This is a genomic window from Geodermatophilus sp. SYSU D00698, assembly GCF_054050335.1.
This window is the reverse complement of record NZ_JBJGZD010000017.1, coordinates 22,661-42,797: the sequence shown is the minus strand read 5'-3', so window position 1 is coordinate 42,797 and position 20,137 is coordinate 22,661. Positions and strand designations below refer to the sequence as shown.

Here is a 20,137-nt window from a genome sequence, read left to right as displayed (position 1 = left end):
GCCGCGCCGCCGCGCGGGGGCTATGCGTACCCGAGCACCCGGTCGGGGAGCGCGTAGACGAGCACCGGCCCGGCGACGGCGGCGCGCCCGCCGGGCGCCGGCGGGTCCTGCAGCGCCACCCGGGAGAGCTCGGCGCCGGTGGCCGGGTCGCGCAGGACGAGGCCGCCGGGCTCGGGCACCCAGACGCCGGCCTGCCCGGCCTCGCCCTTGCCGGCGGCGGAGGCGGTGGGCAGGCCGAGGGCGGGCAGTGACCACAGGGTGGCGCCGCTCGTGCCGTCCAGCGCCCGGACGGTGCCGCGCGCCCACACCAGCGCGACGTCGCCGGTCCCGGACTGCAGCACGGGATCGCCCTCCGCGCCGCCGTCGGTCGCGGCCGGGAGCACGAGCTCCTGCAGCTGCGTGCCGTCGTCGGGGCGGTGGACCAGCAGGGCGTCGCCGGTGACGACGGCGACCAGCCGGTCCACGCCGGCCAGCCGCACGTCGGCGCCGTCCGCGACGGCCAGGTCGCGGGTCCAGCGGGCCTCGCCGGAGAAGGAGTCGAACAGCCGCAGCTGGACGGCGGCCGAGCCGGTGCAGCGCTGCAGCACCGCGACGCCGGCGCTGCCCGCGGCGGTGTCGAGCAGCGTGCAGCCGGACTCCGCGCCCGCCCGCCAGCGGACGTTGTCCCCGACCGGGTCGAGGACGACGACGCCGGTGTCGCTGCTGGCGAGGACCACCTGGTCGGCGCCGGTGACGGTGGCGTCGCCGCGCAGGCTCAGGTTGCGGGTCCAGGAGCGCACGCCGGTGGCCGCGGTGAGCGCCAGCGCCTCGTCGCAGCGGTCCGCGGTGCGGAAGACGGCGACGACCAGCCCGTCGCCGGCGGAGAGCCCGCACAGCGCGGCGTCGGTGCGCCGGTAGTGCCAGGCCTCCTCGCCGGTGGCCGGGTCCAGCGCCGTGACGCCGTCGGCGACGGGCACGACCACCCGCCCGCCCTCGACGACGGCGTCCGGCAGCGGGACGTCGACGTCGGCCGACCAGGCGGGCGCGAGCTCACCGGCCGGCGCGGTCGAGGGGACCGGCGGCTCGCCGGCGGTGGTGCTGTCGGTCGCGGCGACGCTCGACCCCCGCCACAGCAGGGTGGCGACGACGGCCAGCGCGAGCGCGGCCGCCGTCCAGACCCACACCCGCAGCGGCGGGGGACGCAGCGCCACGCGGCGTCTTACGCGGCGGACTCGGAGTCGCCGCCGTCGCCGTCGCCGTCCTGTCCCTCGGCGCCGGAGGTCGCGGAGGCGCCGGAGCGACCCCGGCCGCCGCGGCGGCGACGGCGGCGCGGCCCGGCCGCGCCCTCGCCGGAGCCGGCGGGCGCGGCCCCGGCCGGGGACGCGGGGGCCTCGCCGGACCCGGCCTCACCCGACGCGGCGTCGGCGGGCGCGGCGGCCATGGCCTCGGCCGCGGCGCCGCCGCGGGTGCGGCGGCGCGAGCGGGACCGGGCCGGGCGCTCGCCCTCGGTGCGGGACTCCTCCCGCGCGGGACCGCGGCCGGCGCCCCTGGTCTTCTTGCCCGTCTCGCCGAGGTCCTCGAGCACCTCCGCGTCGAGGCCCTCGCGGGTCCGCTGCGCGCGCGGCAGCCGGCCCTTGGCGCCCTCGGGGACGTCGAGGTCGGTGTAGACCCACGGCGAGGTGGAGTAGGTCTCCGGCGGGTCCACGAACGGCAGGTCCAGCGCCTTGTTGATCAGCTGCCAGCGCGGGATGTCGTCCCAGTCGACCAGCGTGACGGCGACGCCCTCGCGCCCGGCGCGGCCGGTGCGGCCGATCCGGTGCACGTAGGTCTTCTCGTCCTCGGGGCACTGGTAGTTGACGACGTGGCTGACGCCGGTGACGTCGATGCCGCGGGCGGCGACGTCGGTGGCGACCAGGACGTCGACCTTGCCGCTCCGGAACGCGCGCAGCGCCTGCTCGCGGGCGCCCTGGCCGAGGTCGCCGTGCACGGCGGCGGCCGCGAACCCGCGGTCGACCAGCTCGTCGGCGACCTTCTGCGCGGTGCGCTTGGTGCGGCAGAAGACCATCGCCAGGCCGCGGCCGCGGGCCTGCAGCACGCGGGCGAGCAGCTCGGGCTTGTCGAGGTTGTGCGCCCGGTACACGAACTGCGTCGTCTGCGGGACGGTCGAGCCCTCGTCGTTGCCGTGCGCCCGGATGTGCGTCGGCTGGGTCATGAACGACCGCGACAGCGTGACGATCGGGCCGGGCATGGTGGCCGAGAACAGCATCGTCTGCCGCTGGGCCGGGACCATGCCGAGGATCCGCTCGATGTCGGGCAGGAAGCCCAGGTCGAGCATCTCGTCGGCCTCGTCGAGGACCAGCACGCGGACCTTGCCGAGGATCAGGTGGCCCTGCTCGGCCAGGTCCAGCAGCCGGCCGGGGGTGCCGACGACGACCTCGACGCCGGCCTGCAGCGCGGACACCTGCGGCTCGAACGCGCGGCCGCCGTAGATCGCCTGCACGCGGATGCCGCGCCTGGCGCCGGCGGTGCCGAGGTCGCGGGCCACCTGGACGCACAGCTCGCGGGTGGGGACGACGACCAGCGCCTGCGGGACGCCGTCGCCGCCCTCCGCGGCGGGGACGACGCGCTGCAGCAGCGGGACGCCGAAGCCGAGCGTCTTGCCGGTGCCGGTGCGGGCCTGCCCGATGAGGTCGTTGCCGGCCAGCGCCAGCGGGAGGGTGAGCTCCTGGATCGCGAAGGTCCGGGTGATGCCGGCCTCGGCCAGCGCCGCGACGACGTCGGGGTGGACGTCGAAGTCGCTGAACAGCGGCGCGGTCTCCTCGACGGGAGCGCCGCCGAGCGCCTCGACGGTCTGCTCGACCTGCTCGGGGGCCGGCGCGCCGGTCTCGGCGTGCTCGAGCTCGGTGCCCGGGGTGCCGGTCCCGGCGGGGGTGTTCTCGGTGGGGGTGTTCTCGGTGGAGGTCAGTGCTCTCGCCTCTGGTCGGCTGGGGGAGCTGCCGGGGGCGACGGCGTCGTCGCCCGGGCGCTCCGCGGTCGGGTGTCGCGGGATGCGTTCCAGCGCCGACGCGGCCAGCGGACCGGGGAGGACCGGGACGCACCCGGTGCCCGGTGGGGGCTCCTCAGGGCGTCGTCCGACGTTCGTCAGCGCACAGATACCAGCGCGCCTGGCGGCCCGCCTGTTCCCCATGCTAGCGCGGACAGCGGCTAGCCTCGGTCGCCGCGCGGCCCCGTCCGCCCCGACACCACCCGGAGGTGGCACGTGACCACGGTCGACACCCGAGCCGTCGTCGACCTGCTCGGCGTGCTCGCCTACGCGGAGCTGACCGCGTTCGACCGGCTGGCCGAGGACGCGCGGATGGCGCCCACCCTGGCCGGCCGCGCCGCGCTGGCGCGCATGGCCGCCGCGGAGATGGGCCACCACGACCGGCTGGCGCAGCGGCTGACCGAGCTGGGCGCGGAGCCGACCGAGGCGATGCGCCCGTTCGTGGCCGCGCTCGACGGCTTCCACGAGGGCACCCGGCCCCGCACCTGGCTCGAGGGGCTGGTGAAGGCCTACGTCGGCGACGGCCTGGCCGCCGACTTCTACCGCGAGATCGCGGGCTCCCTGCCCGAGCCGGACCGGTCGCTGATCCTCGAGGTGCTCGCCGACACCGGCCACGCCGACTTCGCCGTCCGCGAGGTCCGGGCCGCGATCGCCGCGCAGCGGACGCTGGCCGGCCGGCTCGCGCTGTGGGGGCGCCGGCTGGTGGGGGAGGCGATCTCCCAGTCGCAGGCGGTCATCGCCGAGCGGGACGGCCTGGCCCGGCTGATCATCGGCGGCACCGGCGACCTGACCGGCGTCGTCCGGCTGGTGGACCGCATCACCGCCGCGCACACCGAGCGCATGAAGACCCTGGGCCTCAACCCCTGACACCGTGACACTGCGATCCTCCCGGATCGCACCGCGGCCACGTGCCGTTCCCCAGTCGCGCTGAGCCGTTCCGTCGCACCCGCGGGGACCCTCCGGGCCCGCCACCGGGCACGACCCTCGCGGGGCGGCTCACGTCGTGGAGTCCCGCGACACGTCGACGGGGCGCCCCCGCGCAGTGCGGGGACGCCCCGTCGGGACGTGCGGGTCTCAGGCGCCGGCGACGAAGCCCACCCGGCGCTGGTCGGCCTGGGCGATCTCGACGTAGGCGATCCGGTCGACCGGGACGAGGACACGGCGGCCCCGCTCGTCCTCCAGGGTCAACAGCCCGTCCTTCGTGCCGCCGGACACGGCGGCGGCCACGTCGGCGGCGATCTCGTCAGGGGTCTTCGGGCTGTCGACGACCAGCTCCCGGGGGGAGTGCTGGACACCGATCTTGACTTCCACGGGGGATGCCTCCTCGGGTTGCACGGCTGCCGACCACGCTAGTCCAGCGCCGGGTGCCCGGCCCCGGCGTGCGCCTGTGCCCTCAGCGAACAGGCACGGCGCGGGACCGGATCAGCCCGCGGCCGGCTCGCCCTCGACCCGGGGGAAGCGGGAGATGCCCCGCCACGCCAGCGCGGACATCAGCGACACGGCCTCGTCGCGGGACACCGTGCCCTTCTGCGCCAGCCACCACCGGGCGCTGGTCTCGGCCAGGCCGGTCAGTCCCGAGGCCAGCAGGTGCGCCTGCTCCGGCGAGCTGCCGGTGTCGCCGGCGATCACCTCGGCGATCGCCTCGACGCACGCCCGGTTGCCGCGGTCGACCAGCGCCCGCACGTCGTCGTCGTTGCGCAGGTCGGACTCGAAGACCAGCCGGAACGCGCCGCCCTCGGCGTCGATGAAGTCGAAGTAGGCGCCGACGGCGCCGTGCACGCGCTGCCGGTTGTCCTCGGTGCCGGCCATCGCCTCGCGCACCCGGTCGGTGAGCTCGGTGACCTGCTGCTCGAGCAGCGCCAGGTAGAGCTCCCGCTTGCCCGGGAAGTGCTGGTAGAGGACGGGCTTGCTGACGCCGGCGCGGTCGGCGATGTCGTCCATCGCGGCGGCGTGGAAGCCGTGCGCGACGAAGACCTCCTGGGCGGCCTGCAGCAGCTGCAGCCGCCGGGCGCCGCGGGGCAGCCGCGACGTGCGGCGGACGGGGGCCGGTCGGGAGGACTGCATGGTCCCGGGGATGTTACCGGCGGGTCACCCGCCACACGCGACACCTCCGGCTGGCATACCGTTCGCCGCGTGCCCGAGGTCCGTCGTGCGCGCCGCCGCCCGCCGGCGCCCCCGTCGATCGCCCCGTCGTCCACCGCCCGGCTGTCGACGGCGCCCCTGCCCGTCCCCGGCGCGCCGCCGGACGCCTGGCCCGGCGAGGAGCTGCCGGTCAGCGGCGGCACCGTGTACGTCCGCACCACCCCGTGGGCCGGTCCGCCCGGGGCGCCGCGCGAGCGCGCGCTGTACGTCCACGGCCTCGGCGGCGCGTCCACCAACTGGACCGACCTGGCGGCGCTGCTCGCCGTCCGCTGCGCGGGGTGGGCGGTGGACCTGCCGGGGTTCGGCCGCTCGCAGCCGCCGACCGGCGGGTCGTACTCCATCCGCGGCCACGTGCGCGCCGTCGTCGAGGTCCTCGAGCACGTCCGGGACCAGCCCGGCGACGGGCAGGGCGGGCCGGTGCACCTGCTCGGCAACAGCCTCGGCGGCCTGGTCAGCCTGCTGGTCGCCGCCCGCCGGCCGGACCTCGTCGCGTCGCTGACGCTGGTCTCCCCGGCGATGCCGGTCTACCGCGTGCCGCAGGCGTTCAGCCGCGCGCTGCTGCTGCTCCTGCTGCCGGGCGTGCCGGGCGTCGCCGAGCGGCGGCTGGCCGGCGTGACGCCGGAGCAGTCGGTGCGCGGCATGCTGCAGATGTGCTTCGGCGAGCCCGGGCGGGTGCCGCCGGAGCGGATCGACGCCGCCGTCGCGGAGACCCGCGAGCGGGCGCGGCAGGAGTGGGCCAACCGGGCGCTGACCCGCAGCATGCGCGGCCTGATCACCTCCTTCCTGCGGGTCGGCCGGGCCAACGCCTGGCGGCTGGCCCGCGCGCTGCGGATGCCGACGCTGGTCGTCTGGGGCGACCGCGACCGGCTGGTCGACCCGCGGCTGGCCCCGCGGCTGGCGGCGGCCGTCCCCGACGCGCGGCTGCTGGTGCTGGAGACCGTCGGCCACGTGGCGATGCTCGAGGCGCCGGAGGAGACCGCCCGGGCGGTGCTCGGCCTGCTCGAGGACCTCGACGCGGGGGACCGCCACGGCGCCGCGGAGGCCGGGGACGACGACGAGCCGGAGGCGCGGGCCGGCTGAGCCGGGACCGCGCGACGCGCCACCAGCGGGTCGCACGGGTCTCGTGTGACGCGTGAGAACCTGACCTGGACGCGCGGTGACGCCGCCCGCGACACTGCGTGACCGGAAGGACGACCGGCAGCCCGGCGGCCGCGAGGCCCGACACGGCGAGGAGGCGGCACCGTGGCAGGTCCTCCGCCCGGCCGGCCCCCCGGGGCCCGGACGGGGCGGGAGGCGGCCCGCGGCCTCCCGCCGCTCCCGCCGCTGCCCGCCCGCCCGCCGTCCTCGCGCCCCCCGTCGCCGGCAGCCGACCGCCGCGACCCGCCGGCGCGGCCCCGTCCCCCGCGGCCCGCGGAGCCGGGCGCGCCTCCGGCCGCCGGTCGCCGGGCCGCGCGGCCGCAGCGGCGCCGGCGAGGCCCGGTGGGCCGGTTCGTGGCCCGGTGGGGCTGGCGCGCCTACGCGATCCCGCTGCTCGTCGTCGCCACCGTGCTGACGGTGCTCGACCTGCTCGGTCCGGGCACGCCGGCCCGGGTGGGCGCGACCGCCGGCAGCACGGGGTCGGTGACCTCCTCGACGGCGACCGCCACGTCGGCGGCCTCCTCGCCGCCGAGCGCGACCCCGACGGACACCCCCGCGCCCACCGCGCCCGCGGAGGGCGACGCCGGCCCGACCGGCCTCCCGGCGCCCGCGGCCGGCACGTACGTGGAGCAGGGCGCGGGCACCGTGGCGGTCGTCCCCGGCAGCTCGGGGGTCTACGGCACCGGGCCGCTGCAGCGCTTCGTCGTCGAGGTCGAGGACGGGATCGGCGTCGACGGGGCGGCGTTCGCGGCCGCGGTGGAGGCCACCCTCGGCGACCCCCGCTCGTGGGGGAACGGCGGCCGGATGTCCTTCCAGCGCGTGGACACCACCGACGCTGGTTCCTACGACTTCCGGGTCAGCCTCGTCAGCCCCGGCAGCATGGAGCGCTACTGCCCGGGCGTGGGCACCGGCGGCTACACCTCCTGCCGCTACGGCGAGCGCGCGGTCGTCAACCTGGCCCGCTGGGAGACCGCCGTCCCCGACTACCAGGGCGACGTCGCCACGTACCGCCAGTACGTCGTCAACCACGAGGTCGGGCACGCGCTGGGCAACGGCCACCAGGACTGCCCCGGTCCCGGCCAGGTCGCCCCCGTGATGCAGCAGCAGACCCTCGGCCTCGAGGGGTGCGCCAAGAACGCCTGGCCGTACCCCTGACCCGGCCCGCCCCGGACGCCGGGGCGGGGAGGGCGGGAACAGACCCGCGTGCCACCCTGTTGGACCGTCGAACGCAGGCCCCGCCGTCCTGGGGCCGCTGGTCGAGACCCGAGGAGCAAGCGTGTCCCTGCCACCCCTGGTGGAGCCCGCCGCCGACCTGTCGATCGACGAGGTCCGCCGCTACAGCCGCCACCTGATCATCCCGGACGTCGGGATGGACGGGCAGAAGCGGCTCAAGAACGCCAAGGTGCTCGCCGTCGGCGCCGGTGGCCTGGGCTCGCCGGTGCTGATGTACCTGGCCGCCGCGGGCGTCGGCACGCTCGGCATCGTCGAGTTCGACGTCGTCGACGAGTCGAACCTGCAGCGCCAGATCATCCACGGGCAGTCCGACGTCGGCCGGTCGAAGGCGGAGAGCGCGCGCGACTCCATCAAGGAGATCAACCCGCTGGTCGACGTCCGGCTGCACGAGACGCGCCTGGACAGCGACAACGTCCTCGACATCTTCAGCCAGTACGACCTCATCGTCGACGGCACCGACAACTTCGCCACGCGCTACCTGGTCAACGACGCGTGCGTGCTGCTGGGCAAGCCCTACGTGTGGGGCTCGATCTACCGCTTCGACGGCCAGGTCTCGGTGTTCTGGAACGAGCACGGGCCCAACTACCGCGACCTGTACCCGGTCCCGCCGCCGCCCGGGATGGTCCCCTCCTGCGCCGAGGGCGGCGTGCTCGGCGTGCTGTGCGCGACCATCGGCGCCATCCAGGCCACCGAGGCGGTCAAGCTGATCACTGGCATCGGCGAGACGCTGCTCGGCCGGCTCATGGTCTACGACGCCCTGGAGATGACCTTCCGCACGATCAAGGTGCGCAAGGACCCCGAGGCCGAGCCGATCACCGGGCTCATCGACTACGAGGCCTTCTGCGGCGTCGTGTCGGTCGAGGCCCAGGAGGCCGCGGCCGGTTCGACCATCACCGTCGACGAGCTCAAGGACATGATGGACGCGGGCAAGGACTTCGAGCTGATCGACGTCCGCGAGCCCAACGAGTACGAGATCGTCTCGATCCCGGGCGCGACGCTCATCCCCAAGGACGAGATCCTCTCCGGCCGCGCCCTGTCGCGGCTGCCGAACGACAAGCCGATCGTGCTGCACTGCAAGACCGGCGTCCGCTCGGCCGAGGTGCTCGCCGCGGTCAAGAACGCCGGCTTCAAGGACGCCGTGCACGTCCAGGGCGGCGTGACGGCGTGGGCCACGCGGATCGACAAGGCGCTGCCCACCTACTAGGAGGACCTCGTCCCTCCCCACGACACGCTGCGCGCGCCGCGGGACCCGGGGACGAGGCCGTTCCAGCGCCTCGCCAGGGCCCGGCACCCGTCACGGGTGCCGGGCCCTCGGCGTCCGTGTTGACTGGTCCGGTGCCCGAGCCGACGTCACCGACCGAGCTGCTGGAGCTCTTCCAGCGCGCCCAGGCCACGTTCACCGACCGCGTCGACGCCGTCGAGCCGGGGCAGTGGGACCTCGAGGCGCTGCCCGGCTGGACGGTGGCCGACCTGGTCGCGCACCTGGTCGGCGAGGCGCACTGGGTGCCCGGGCTGCTGGCCGGCGAGCCCCTCGACGCCGTCGCCGCGCGCGTGCCGGCCGGGACCGACGCCCTGCTCGGCGACGACCCGCTCACGGCGTGGGAGACCGTCGCGGACGAGGCGCTGGCCGCCGTCGCCACCGCCGACCTGGCGGCCGGCACCGTGCACCTGTCCCGCGGCCCGACGCCGGCCCGCGAGTACGTCGAGGAGCTCACCGCCGACCTCACCGTGCACGCCTGGGACCTCGCGCGCGCCACCGGCGGGGACGAGGCGCTGGACCCGGCGCTGGTCCGTGCGGCGGAGGCGATGGCCGCGCGGCTGCCCGCCGACGGCGTGCCCGGCCTGTTCGCGCCGGCGGTCGAGCTGCCCGACGGCGCCGCCCCGCAGCGGCGCCTGCTGGCCCGCTTCGGCCGCCGGGCCTAGCCCGCCGCGACGCGTCGGAGGGGTCCGCCGCACCCGACGTCTCCCTATCCTCCGGGGCACGTCAGCGGGAGGTCCCCATGAGTCAGCCGCCCTACGGCCCGTCCGGTCAGCCGGATCCGTACGGTCAGGGCCAGCCGGGCCAGTACGGCCAGGGCCAGCCGGGTCAGTACGGCCAGCCGGGTCAGTACGGCCAGGGCCAGCCGGGCCAGGCCGGCCAGTACGGCCAGCCCGGCCAGTACGGCCAGGGCCAGCCGGGCCAGTACGGCCAGCCCGGTCCGTACGGGCCGCCGGGCCAGTACGGCCAGCCCGGTCAGTACGGGCAGCCGGCCCCGTACGGGCAGCCCGGGGGCCCGGGACCGGGACGCAACCGGCGCGGGCTGGTCATCGGCCTCGTCGCCGCTCTGGTCCTCGTGGTCGCCGCCGCGGTCGTCCTGTTCGTCGTCCTCCGGGACGACGACCCGGCCCCCGCGGCCGGCGCCACGACCACCTCGGCCGAGTCGTCGGCCGGCACGTCGTCACGCCCGTCCCCGAGTGCGCCGTCGTCGTCGACCAGCGCGGCCCCGACGACGGGTGGGTCCGGGCCCGGCGGGGACCTGCTGGCGATCCTCCCGGTCGACTTCACCGACTGCACGGAGGCCGCGCTCGCCGGCGACGGCGACGTCGCCCACGCGTCGTGCGGCGCGAGCACCACCCAGCCCGGTCCGCAGCAGGCCGAGTTCTTCCAGTACCCCGACAAGGCGACGATGGACGCGGTGTTCACGGACGACGCCTCGAACCAGGGGCTGGCGCAGCTCCCCGAGGGTCAGGACTGCACCGCGACGACCGGCATCGGCTCGTGGGGCGGCGGGAGCAACAGCGGCCTGGTGGCGTGCGCCATCGACACCGAGAACAACGCGGTGGTCATCACCTGGACCGACGACGCGGCCCTCGTCGAGGGCATCGTCGGGGCGCCGGGTGGCACGCAGGCCGACCTCGCCGCGCTCTACGCCTGGTGGCAGGCGCACAGCGACTACCGGCTGTGAGCCCCCGGCCGCCCGGGGAGCCGCGCCGCCCGTCCGCGGTGGACGCCGCCGACGTCGACGAGGCGGTGTACGACGCCGTCGAGTCGATCCCGCCGGGCCGGGTGAGCACCTACGGGGCGATCGGCCGGCTGGTCGGCGTCGGGCCCCGGCGGGTGGCCCGCGCGCTGTCCGGTGGCGGCGGCGGGGCGGCGGTGCCCTGGTACCGGGTGGTCCGCGCCGACGGCACCTGCGCCGAGCCGGTGCGGGTGCGCCAGCTGCAGCTCCTGGCCGGGGAGGGCGTGCCGGTACGCGACGGCCGGGTCGACCTGGCCGCCGTCGCCTGGCCCTGAGGCCGGGCGGCTCCATCGCCGGCCCGGGCGGCGACACGGCCTGGCCGACCCCGCAGCTGGCCGCCCCGGACCCGACGGCGGGCCGGCTCGTGGCCCGCGCCGGCGCGGTGCCGGTCGGCGCCCGCACCCTCGGCGGCGACGACCGGAACCGGGGCACCGGGCAGGAGGGCGCCTCCGGCGGCCGGTGGAGGAGGTGCTGCCGGACCGCCTCCCCGGCCAGACCGGGCACCGGTACCGGGTCGGGGACCCGCCCGCGTGACGAAGCGCTCTGCGGCGCTGTCGGTGAGTCGTGGTGTCATCGGAGGGTGGCACTGCGGGGGGACGAGGGTGCGCCGGTCTACCGGCTCGTGCAGCCGCACCGGGAACCGGTGGCGCCGCCGCGGCTGGACCCCACCCAGCAGGCCGTCGTCGACCACGCCGGCGGCCCGCTGCTGGTGCTCGCCGGCCCCGGCACCGGCAAGACGACGACGATCGTCGAGGCCGTCGCCGCCCGCATCGACCGCGGCGTCAACCCCGAGCAGGTCCTCGTCCTGACCTTCAGCCGCAAGGCCGCCGCCGAGCTGCGCACCCGCATCACCGCGCGGGTCGCCCGCACCATCCGCGAGCCGCTGGCCCGCACCTTCCACTCCTACGCGTACGGCGTGCTGCGGCGGGCGGCGCTGCTGCGCGGCGAGGCCCCGCCCCGGCTGCTCACCGCCGCCGAGCAGGACGCCGTCGTCGCCGAGCTGCTGCGCGGTGACCTCGCCGGGGAGGGTGCGGTCCGCTGGCCGGCGTCGCTGCTGCCGGCGCTGGCCACCGCCGGGTTCCGCGGCGAGCTGCGCGAGCTGCTGCTGCGGGCCACCGAGCGCGGCGTGGACCCCGAGCTGCTGGCCGCGTGGGGCCGCGAGACCGGCACCGACGCGTGGCTGCACGCCGCGGCGTTCCAGGAGCAGTACGAGGCGGTCACCGCCTTCTCCACGGCCGGCGGCGGCGACGCCTCCGGCTACGACCCCGCCGAGCTGGTCCGGGCCGCGATCGCCGAGCTGGAGGACGACCCCGAGCTGCTGCGCCAGGAGCGCGCGCGGGCCCGCTGGCTGTTCGTCGACGAGTACCAGGACACCGACCCCGCGCAGGTCGAGCTGCTGGAGCTGCTCGCCGGGGGCGGCGGCGACCTGGTCGTCGTCGGCGACCCCGACCAGGCGATCTACGCGTTCCGCGGCGCCGAGCCGCGCGGCATCGTCGAGTTCCCCGACCGGTTCCGCACCGTCGACGGCCGGCCCGCGCAGCGGCTCTCGCTCGGCGTCAGCCGCCGCTCGGGTCCGGCGCTGCTGGAGGTCAGCCGCCGGGTCGCCGAGGCGCTCCCCGGCCCGTGGGAGCACCGCCGCCTGCAGGCGGTCGAGGGCGCCGACGCGGGCCGCGCCGAGGTGCACGTGTTCGGCTCGGCCGCCGTCGAGGCCGCCTACGTCGCCGACACCCTGCGCCGCGCCCACCTCGTCGACGGCGTCCCGTGGTCGGACATGGCCGTCGTCGTCCGCACCGTGCTGGCCATCGGCCCGCTGCGGCGCGCGCTGACGTCGGCGGGCGTGCCGGTCGAGGTGTCCACCGACGACCTGCCGCTGGCCGCGCAGCCGGCCGTCGCGCCGCTGCTGGCGGCGCTGACCGCGCTGCTGCCCCGGCCCGGCGACGAGCCCGGGGCGCTGGCCCTCGACGAGCCCGGCGCCGAGGCGCTGCTGGCGTCCCCGCTCGGCGGCGCCACGGTCCTCGACCTGCGCCGGCTGCGCCGGGCGGTGCGGATCGCGCAGGCCCAGCGCGGCGTGGACGCCGACGAGCGCGGCACCCCGCTGGCCACCGCGCTGGCCGACGCGCCGCTGCTGGAGGAGCTGCCCGAGGCGGTGGCCCGCCCGGCCCGCCGGGTGGCCGCGGTGCTCGCCGCCGGCCGGGTCGCGCTCGCCCGCGACGGGTCCGCCGAGGACGTGCTGTGGGCGATGTGGCAGCGCAGCGGCCTGGCGGGCCGGTGGGCGCGGGCCAGCGCCGCCGGGGGAGCCGCCGGCGCCGCCGCCGACCGCGACCTCGACGCCGTCGTCGCGCTGTTCGACGCCGCGGCCGGGTTCGTCGACCGGCTGCCGTCGGCCACCGTCGGCGCGTTCGTCGAGCACCTGTCGGCCCAGGAGCTGCCGGGCCTCACCGGCGCCGAGCGCGACGCCGCCACCGACGCCGTCCGACTGCTCACCGCGCACGCGTCCAAGGGTCTGGAGTGGGACGTCGTGTGCGTCACCGGTGTGCAGGAGGGCATCTGGCCCGACCTGCGCGACCGCGGCACGCTGCTCGGCACCGAGCTGCTGGTGGAGCGGGTGGCCGGCATCGACGGCACGTCGGTGGACCGGCGCACGCAGATGCTCGCCGAGGAGCGGCGGCTGTTCTACGTCGCCGCCACCCGCGCCCGGAAGCGGCTGGTGGTCACCGCCGTCGAGGGCGCGCTGGACGGTCCCGACGCCGGGGCCACCGCCTCCCGCTTCCTCGACCTCGTCGTCGCCCCGCCGGACGACGGCCGGCCGCTCACGCCGCTGCCGCGTTCGCTCACGCTGCCGGCGCTGGTGGCCGAGCTGCGCCGCGCGGTCAGCGACCCGCAGACCGACCCGGCCCGCCGCTCGGCGGCCGCGGCGGTGCTGCGCCGGCTGGCCGCCGAGGGCGTGCCCGGCGCCTCCCCGGAGGACTGGTGGGGCCTGGCGCCGCTGTCCGACGACGCCCCGCTGGTGCCCGACGACCAGGTGGTGCGGGTGCGCCCCTCGGCGATCGAGACCTTCCAGCGCTGCCCGCTGAAGTGGGTGCTCGGCGCGGTCGGCGCCGAGGCCGCCCCGGAGTCGCACCGCACGGTCGGCTCGGCGGTGCACGCGGTCGCGCAGAAGGTGGCCGAGGGGCTGCCGCCCGCCGAGGCGCGGGCCGCGCTGGCCGAGGAGCTCGACGCCCTCGACCTCGGCCCCGGCTGGGCCGACCAGCGGCAGCGGGTCGCCGCCCGCGACATGCTCGAGCGCTTCCTCGGCTGGCACACCGCCAACCGCCGCGAGCTGCTCGCCGCCGAGGCCGACTTCGACGTCACCGTCGGGCGGGCGCGCATCCGCGGCCAGGTGGACCGGCTGGAGCGCGACGCCGCGGGCCGGCTGGTCGTCGTCGACCTCAAGACCGGCCGCACGCACGCCAAGGAGGTCGACACCCACGGGCAGCTGGCCGCCTACCAGGTGGCGGTGGCCGCCGGCGCGTTCGGCGACCACGGCAGCGCCCCGGGCGGGGCCTCGCTGCTGCAGGTGGGTACCGGGACGAGGGCGAAGGAGCAGGCGCAGGACGCGCTGCCGCCGAACGTGCCGCTGGGGGAGACGTGGGCGGGGCAACTGGTCGCCGAGGTCGGCGAGGGCATGGGCGCGGCCACCTTCGAGGTGCGCACCGGCAGCCACTGCGGGCGGTGCCCGGCGCGGCGCAGCTGCCCGCTGCACGAGCGCGGCCGGCAGGTCACCGCGTGACCCGGCGGGGACGCCGGTGAGCCGGCGCGCGCCCACGCCCGACGAGCAGCTCTCCTTCGACGACCTCCTGGGCCCGGCGGTCGCCGAGCCGGTGAAGCCGAGGCGGCTGCTCGACCCGGCCGAGGTGGCGGCCCGCTGCGGGCTGTCGTACGCGCCCTCGCCGGAGCAGGCCGGGGTGGTGTCCGCGCCCGCCGACCGGCCGCTGGTCGTCGTCGCCGGGGCGGGATCGGGCAAGACCGAGACGATGGCCGCCCGGGTGTGCTGGCTGGTCGCCAACGAGCTGGTCGCGCCGGAGGAGATCCTCGGGCTCACGTTCACCCGCAAGGCGGCCAGCGAGCTCAACGAGCGGATCCGGCTGCGGCTGGGTGCCCTCGCCCGCCACCCCGAGACCGACCCGCAGCTCAGGGAGCGGCTGGCCGTCGCGGTGCCGACGGTGTCGACCTACCACGGGTACGCCGCCTCGCTGGTCTCCGAGCACGGGCTGCGGATCGGCGTCGAGCCCGGCGCCGGCGTGCTCGGCCCCGCCATGTGCTGGGGGCAGGCGGCCGCCGTCGTGTCCGGCTGGACCGGCGACATGGACGACGTCCCGCTGAGCCCGCTGACCACCACCGAGGACGTGCTGGCGCTGGCCGCCGAGCTCGGCGAGCACGACGTCAGCCCCGCGGCGCTGCGGACCTGGACCGCGCGCCTGGAGGCGCAGGTGGCCGGCTACCCCGACGCGAAGGGCAAGCGCGGCCCCTACAAGCCGGTGGTCGAGATGCTCGCCCGGCAGCGCGCCCGGGTGGCGCTGCTGCCGCTGGTCGAGGCGTTCGAGGGGCGCAAGCGCGCCGCCGGGGCGATCGACCACTCCGACCAGGTCGCGCTGGCCGCGCGGATCGCCGTCTCCGCGCCCGAGGTGGGCCGCCGCGAGCGGGCGCGCTGGCGGATCGTGCTCCTCGACGAGTACCAGGACACCAGCGTCGGCCAGCTGCGGATGCTCGAGGCGCTGTTCGGGCGGGCCACCGGGCACGCGGTGCTCGCCGTCGGCGACCCGCGCCAGTCGATCTACGGCTGGCGCGGCGCCTCGTCCGGGACGATCGAGCGCTTCGACCGCACCTTCCCCGGCGCCCGCGGGAAGGGTGCGCAGCGGCTCACGCTGGCCACGAGCTGGCGCAACGACGGCGCGGTGCTCGACGTCGCCAACGCCGTCGCCGGGCTCCTGCCCGCGCCGGTCGTGGCGCTGCCGGACCTCACCGCCCGGCCCGCCGCCGGGCCCGGCACCGTCCTCGCCGGGCTGTACGCGACGGTGGCCGAGGAGACCGAGGCGCTCGCCGACCGGCTGGCCGCCTGCTGGCGCGGCGAGGACCCCGCGCTGCCGCCCCGGCCCGGCGGCCGCCCGCCGACGACGGCGGTGCTCGTCCGCACCCGCAAGCAGCTGCCCGGCATCGCCGCCGCGCTGCGCGCCCGCGGGCTGCCGGTGACCGTCGTCGGGCTCGGCGGGCTGCTCGAGGTGCCCGAGGTGTCCGACGTCGTCGCCACCCTCACCGTCCTGGTCGACCCCTCCGCCGGCGACGCCCTGGGCCGGCTGCTCACCGGCGCCCGGTGGCGGATCGGCCCGCGCGACCTCGCGGCGCTGGAGGCCCGCGCCCGCGCGCTGGTGCACGCGCGCAGGCCGGACGGGGACGACGACGAGCCGGTCCGGCGCTCCGAGCGGGGCAGCATCGTCGAGGCGCTCGACGACCTCGGCGACCCCGGCGCCTACTCGCGCGCGGCGTACCGCCGGCTGCGCCGGCTCGCGGGGGAGCTCGCCCACCTGCGCGGGCGGCTGGGGGAGTCGCTGCCGGACCTGGTCGACGAGGTCGCCCGGACCCTCGGCCTGGAGACCGAGCTGGCCAGCACGCCCGGCGTGAGCCCCGGGGCGGCGCGGGCGCACCTGGACGCGCTGCACGCCGTCGCCGCCGAGTTCACCGAGCTGGCCGAGCTGCCCTCGCTGCCGGCGTTCCTCGGCTACCTGCGCGACGCCGAGGAGCGCGAGCGCGGCCTGGAGCCCGGCGAGGTGGCGGTCGACCCCGAGTCGGTGCAGCTGCTCACCGTGCACTCGGCCAAGGGCCTGGAGTGGGACGTCGTCGCCGTGCCCGGCATGACCGCCGACCAGTTCCCCTCGCGCACCGACACCAGCGACTCCTGGGTCAAGGACCCCGGCGCGATCCCGGTCGACCTGCGCACCACCGACCGCGCCGAGCTGCCGCAGCTCCGGCTGCCGGTGCCCGGCTCCGGCGACCAGGCGGCGGTGCGCGCGGCGCTCGAGGACTACGTGGAGGAGTGGAAGGCCTTCGGCGAGGCCGAGGAGATCCGGCTGGGCTACGTCGCGGTCACCCGCGCCAAGCACCTGCTGCTGTGCTCGGGCAGCTGGTGGCGCGAGGGCGTGAAGCCCAACGGGCCCTCGGTGCTGCTCGACACCGTCCGGCGGGCGTGCACCGCCGGCGCGGGCGTGGTCGTCGCCTGGGCCGAGCGGCCGGAGGAGGACGCGACCAACCCCGCGCTGGAGGAGTGGCCGGTCGGGGTGTGGCCGGCCGACCCGCTGTCCCCGCCGCGCCGCCGCGCGCTCACCGCCGCCGCGGAGCTGGTCACGGGCGCCGCCCCGCACCCGCTGGACCCGGCGGCCGCGCTGGGCACGTCCGACCCGGTGGTCGAGCAGTGGGTGCGCGAGGCCGACCTGCTGCTGCGCGAGCGCCGCCGAACCGCGCGGCCGACCGTCGAGGTGCCGCTGCCCAGCCACCTGTCGGTGTCGGAGCTGGTCGCGCTGCGTCGCGACCCGGCCGAGCTGGCCCGCCGGCTGCGCCGGCCGATGCCGTCGGCGCCCGCGCCGCTGGCCCGCCGGGGGACGGCGTTCCACGCCTGGCTGGAGGAGCGCTTCGGCGTCTCCCGGCTGCTCGACCTCGACGAGCTGCCCGGCTCCGGCGACGGGTCCGCGGCGCCCGACGGCGCGCTGGGCGCCCTGCAGGCGGCGTTCCTCGCCGGCCCCTGGGCCGACCGGCAGCCGGTCGAGGTGGAGGTGCCGTTCGAGACGCCGCTGGGTCCTCTCACCCTGCGCGGGCGCATCGACGCCGTCTTCGCCGACGGCGACGGCGGCTTCGAGGTCGTCGACTGGAAGACCGGCCCGCCGCCGTCGGGCGCGGAGCTCTCGGCGGCAGCGGTGCAGCTGGCCGCCTACCGGCTGGGCTGGTCGCGGCTGACCGGCGTCCCGGTGGAGAAGGTGAGCGCGGGCTTCCACCACGTCGCCGCCGGCGTCACCGTGCGCCCGGTCGACCTGCTCGACGAGGCCGGCCTGCTCGCCCTGGTCACGGGGGAGGCCACCCACGAGGAGCTGCCGCCGGAGCCCGACGACGAGCTGCCCCCGCCGCCGGAGCCCGACGACGAGGAGCTGCCCCCGCCGCCCGAGGAGGAGACGTGAGCGGACGCCGGAACCCGTGACGGCCCCGGGGCGGGGCGCACGGGGGAGGAGACGCCGTGTTCAGACCGCGATCCCGTACCACCGCGGCGGCGTCCGGCCGGAGGTCCTGGAGACGCCGTCCCGGGCGTTCGCCGTCGGGTACGTCGCCGAGGAGGTCCGCACCGGGACGGGCCACCGGCTGTGCTCGATCGGCTGCCCGCCCGCCCGCCCGCGAGCTGCTGCAGCGGCTCCTCGGCACCTCGTCGCGCCGGGACGCCGGTGCTGGTCGGTGCCGCTGACCGTCGAGGAGCTGCGCCGGCACCTCCCGCAGTCCGGGGAGTTCCTCGACCTCGACGGGGACCGACCGGGTCGCCGGCCCGGTCCTGCCGTCCGGGGACCCGGTTGACGTGCGGGCCAGCCTGACGGGGTGACCGTCGTGATCCGGGACCTCGAGGACGCCGACGTCGACGGCGTCGTCGCCCTGTCGCTGCGCGCGTGGGCGCCGGTCTTCGCGTCCTTCGAGGCGGTCCTCGGCCGGGCGGTGTACCGGCACCTGTACCCCGACTGGCGGGCCTCCCAGGCGGCCGCCGTCGCCCGGGTGCTGCGCGACGCGGGGATGCGCGTGCGGGTGGCGGTCGACGACGGCCGGCCGGTCGGCTTCGTCGCCGTCGTGGTGCACGACGAGACGCACGACGAGCCGGACGGCGGGGAGGTCGAGATGCTCGCCGTCGACCCGGTGGTCCAGCGGCGCGGCATCGGGCGTGCGCTCCTCGACGACGGCGTCGACCAGTTGCGTCGCGCCGGTGTCCGGATCGTCGCGATCGGCACCGGCGGCGACCCGGGGCACGCGCCGGCCCGGCGGACCTACGAGGCCGCCGGTTTCACCGCACTCCCGCTGGTCCGCTACTACCGGCTGCTCTGACTCCCCGCCCGTTCCACGGCGACGTGCCCCGAGCGGACGCGGGCCCGGCCGGTGCGCACCGGACCCTGCGATCGGGTGCGTGGCGCGGCAGGGCCCGTGGACGGGGAACGGACGGCTCAGGCGGGCATCAGGCGTCGGGGGCGGCGTCCGGGGTGTCGGTGCTCACCGAGGCCGGTGCCGTGCCGTACTGCAGCACGGGCACCCCGGACGGCGCCCGGAGGACCGCCTCCTCGGTGAGACCGACCTTCCGGGCGACCGCCAGCGATGCGGCGTTGTCCGCGTGCACCATCGCGACGACCCGCGGCACCCCGAGCACCCGAGCCCGGTCCAGCGCGATCGCCGCCGCCTCCGTCGCGAGGCCGCGCCCCCAGAACCGGCGGCCCAGCCGCCAGCCGACCTCGGGCACCCCGGTCGGTCCCCACGGCTGCGCCCAGGGCTGGACGCCGGTGAAGCCGACGACCTCGTCCCCGACGAGCACGGAGAACAGGCAGAGGCCGGTGCTCACCGCCAGCGCCTGCTGCCGTGCCACGAACGCCGCGTACCACGCCCGGTCCCGCACCTCGCCGCTGCCGACGTACCGCATGACCTCCGCGTCGTCGAACAGGTCGGTCCAGGCGTCGGCGTCCTCGGCGGTGGGGACGCGCAGCCGCACGGTCACGAGGAGGCGATGCGGTCCAGGATCGCGGCGGCGAGCTGGTCGGGCGCCTGCTCGGGGATCCAGTGGCTCACGCCGGGCAGCTCCACGAAGCGGTAGTCGCCGGCGACGAAGGACCCGCAGCCCTCGGCGGCGATCCGGCCGATGGCGATGTCGGCGTCGCTCCACACGAAGGTGGTCGGCACCGTCACGTCGTCCACCGGTGTCGACGAGCTCATCGCCCGGTACCAGTTGAGCGCGGCGGTGAGCGCCCCCGGCGCGGACAGCACGGCCACGTACTCGTCGACCGCCTCGGGGGCGACCGCGTCCCCGTACATCCGCCGCAGCCGGCGGGCGCCGTCGGCCAGCAGCACCTCCTCGGCCTTGCCCTCCTGCCAGAACAGCCGGATGTAGGACGAGCGCTCCCTCTGCTCCGGGTCGGAGCGGTACGCCGCGGTGAACGCCGTCGGGTGCGGCACCGAGACGGCGGTCAGCGACCGCACCCGGTCGGGGTGCCAGCCGGCCAGCGCCCAGGCCACGTTGGCGCCCCAGTCGTGCCCGACGACGTCGGCGACCGGGACGTCCATCGCCGTCATGAGGTCGGCGGTGACCTGCACGAGGTGGGGCAGCGCATACGAGTCGACGTCGAGCGGCCGCGCGCCGGGGGAGTAGCCGAGCTGGTCGACGGCGTAGGTGCGCAGCCCCGCCTCGGCCAGCCGCGGCGTCACCGCGGCCCACGACGCCGAGGTCTCGGGGAAGCCGTGCAGCAGCACCACCGGCCGCCCGTCCCCGGGGCCGTCGGCCCGCACGTCGAAGGTCAGGTCACCGACGTCCACCCGCAGCAGTTCTCCGGCCATGGGTCGCAAC

16 protein-coding genes are annotated in these 20,137 nt (G+C 77.4%); 10 read left to right on the top strand and 6 right to left on the bottom strand.

Annotated elements, in window-relative coordinates; all coding sequences use genetic code 11:
• Positions 1–20 precede the first annotated feature (20 nt).
• Positions 21–1,190: an outer membrane protein assembly factor BamB family protein gene (locus tag ACI8AB_RS15795; RefSeq protein WP_456950877.1), complete on the bottom strand. Its 1,170-nt coding sequence runs from the start codon at positions 1,188–1,190 to the stop codon at positions 21–23.
• Positions 1,191–1,198: 8 nt separating this feature from the next.
• On the bottom strand, positions 1,199–3,166 hold the full coding sequence (locus ACI8AB_RS15790) for a DEAD/DEAH box helicase (protein ID WP_456950876.1): 1,968 nt from the start codon (positions 3,164–3,166) through the stop codon (positions 1,199–1,201).
• 72 nt (positions 3,167–3,238) lie between these two features.
• Here ACI8AB_RS15790 and ACI8AB_RS15785 point away from each other — a divergent pair, with 72 nt between their 5' ends.
• Positions 3,239–3,889: a ferritin-like fold-containing protein gene (locus ACI8AB_RS15785; RefSeq protein ID WP_387991597.1), complete on the top strand. Its 651-nt coding sequence runs from the start codon at positions 3,239–3,241 to the stop codon at positions 3,887–3,889.
• 207 nt (positions 3,890–4,096) lie between these two features.
• Here the strand turns inward: ACI8AB_RS15785 and ACI8AB_RS15780 are convergent, their stop codons facing one another.
• Complete coding sequence (locus tag ACI8AB_RS15780) at positions 4,097–4,333, bottom strand: DUF3107 domain-containing protein (protein WP_387991600.1); 237 nt, start codon at positions 4,331–4,333, stop codon at positions 4,097–4,099.
• Between the two features lie 111 nt (positions 4,334–4,444).
• Complete coding sequence (locus ACI8AB_RS15775; protein WP_387991603.1) at positions 4,445–5,086, bottom strand: TetR/AcrR family transcriptional regulator; 642 nt, start codon at positions 5,084–5,086, stop codon at positions 4,445–4,447.
• A 69-nt stretch (positions 5,087–5,155) separates the two neighbouring features.
• Between ACI8AB_RS15775 and ACI8AB_RS15770 the strand changes: the two genes are divergently transcribed.
• The 9 genes from ACI8AB_RS15770 to ACI8AB_RS15730 all read left to right on the top strand — a co-directional run bounded on the left by ACI8AB_RS15770 (position 5,156) and on the right by ACI8AB_RS15730 (position 18,636).
• Positions 5,156–6,244 carry an alpha/beta fold hydrolase gene (locus ACI8AB_RS15770; protein WP_456950875.1) on the top strand — a complete coding sequence of 363 codons (1,089 nt, stop codon included), beginning with the start codon at positions 5,156–5,158 and terminating at the stop codon, positions 6,242–6,244.
• A 399-nt stretch (positions 6,245–6,643) separates the two neighbouring features.
• Positions 6,644–7,456 carry a DUF3152 domain-containing protein gene (locus ACI8AB_RS15765; RefSeq protein WP_456950874.1) on the top strand — a complete coding sequence of 271 codons (813 nt, stop codon included), beginning with the start codon at positions 6,644–6,646 and terminating at the stop codon, positions 7,454–7,456.
• A gap of 121 nt (positions 7,457–7,577) precedes the next feature.
• Positions 7,578–8,738: an adenylyltransferase/sulfurtransferase MoeZ gene (gene moeZ, locus ACI8AB_RS15760; protein ID WP_456950873.1), complete on the top strand. Its 1,161-nt coding sequence runs from the start codon at positions 7,578–7,580 to the stop codon at positions 8,736–8,738.
• Between the two features lie 131 nt (positions 8,739–8,869).
• Entirely contained in the window at positions 8,870–9,457 is a 588-nt protein-coding gene (locus ACI8AB_RS15755; RefSeq protein WP_387990396.1) for a TIGR03086 family metal-binding protein, read from the top strand.
• Between the two features lie 77 nt (positions 9,458–9,534).
• A complete protein-coding gene (locus ACI8AB_RS15750) occupies positions 9,535–10,479 on the top strand; it encodes a hypothetical protein (RefSeq protein ID WP_456950872.1) in 945 nt (314 codons plus the stop codon).
• Positions 10,476–10,808 (top strand): MGMT family protein, encoded by a 333-nt coding sequence (locus tag ACI8AB_RS15745; protein ID WP_387990390.1) that lies wholly within the window; start codon positions 10,476–10,478, stop codon positions 10,806–10,808. Before ACI8AB_RS15750 ends, ACI8AB_RS15745 begins: the two co-directional genes overlap by 4 nt.
• A gap of 305 nt (positions 10,809–11,113) precedes the next feature.
• Positions 11,114–14,302: an ATP-dependent helicase gene (locus ACI8AB_RS15740; RefSeq protein WP_456950871.1), complete on the top strand. Its 3,189-nt coding sequence runs from the start codon at positions 11,114–11,116 to the stop codon at positions 14,300–14,302.
• 16 nt (positions 14,303–14,318) lie between these two features.
• Positions 14,319–17,735, top strand: a complete 3,417-nt coding sequence (locus tag ACI8AB_RS15735) for an ATP-dependent helicase (RefSeq protein ID WP_456950870.1) — start codon at positions 14,319–14,321, stop codon at positions 17,733–17,735.
• A gap of 406 nt (positions 17,736–18,141) precedes the next feature.
• Entirely contained in the window at positions 18,142–18,636 is a 495-nt protein-coding gene (locus ACI8AB_RS15730) for a GNAT family N-acetyltransferase (protein ID WP_456903396.1), read from the top strand.
• A gap of 127 nt (positions 18,637–18,763) precedes the next feature.
• Here the strand turns inward: ACI8AB_RS15730 and ACI8AB_RS15725 are convergent, their stop codons facing one another.
• On the bottom strand, positions 18,764–19,294 hold the full coding sequence (locus ACI8AB_RS15725) for a GNAT family N-acetyltransferase (protein WP_456950869.1): 531 nt from the start codon (positions 19,292–19,294) through the stop codon (positions 18,764–18,766).
• On the bottom strand, positions 19,291–20,127 hold the full coding sequence (locus tag ACI8AB_RS15720) for an alpha/beta fold hydrolase (protein WP_456950868.1): 837 nt from the start codon (positions 20,125–20,127) through the stop codon (positions 19,291–19,293). Before ACI8AB_RS15720 ends, ACI8AB_RS15725 begins: the two co-directional genes overlap by 4 nt.
• Positions 20,128–20,137 lie beyond the last annotated feature (10 nt).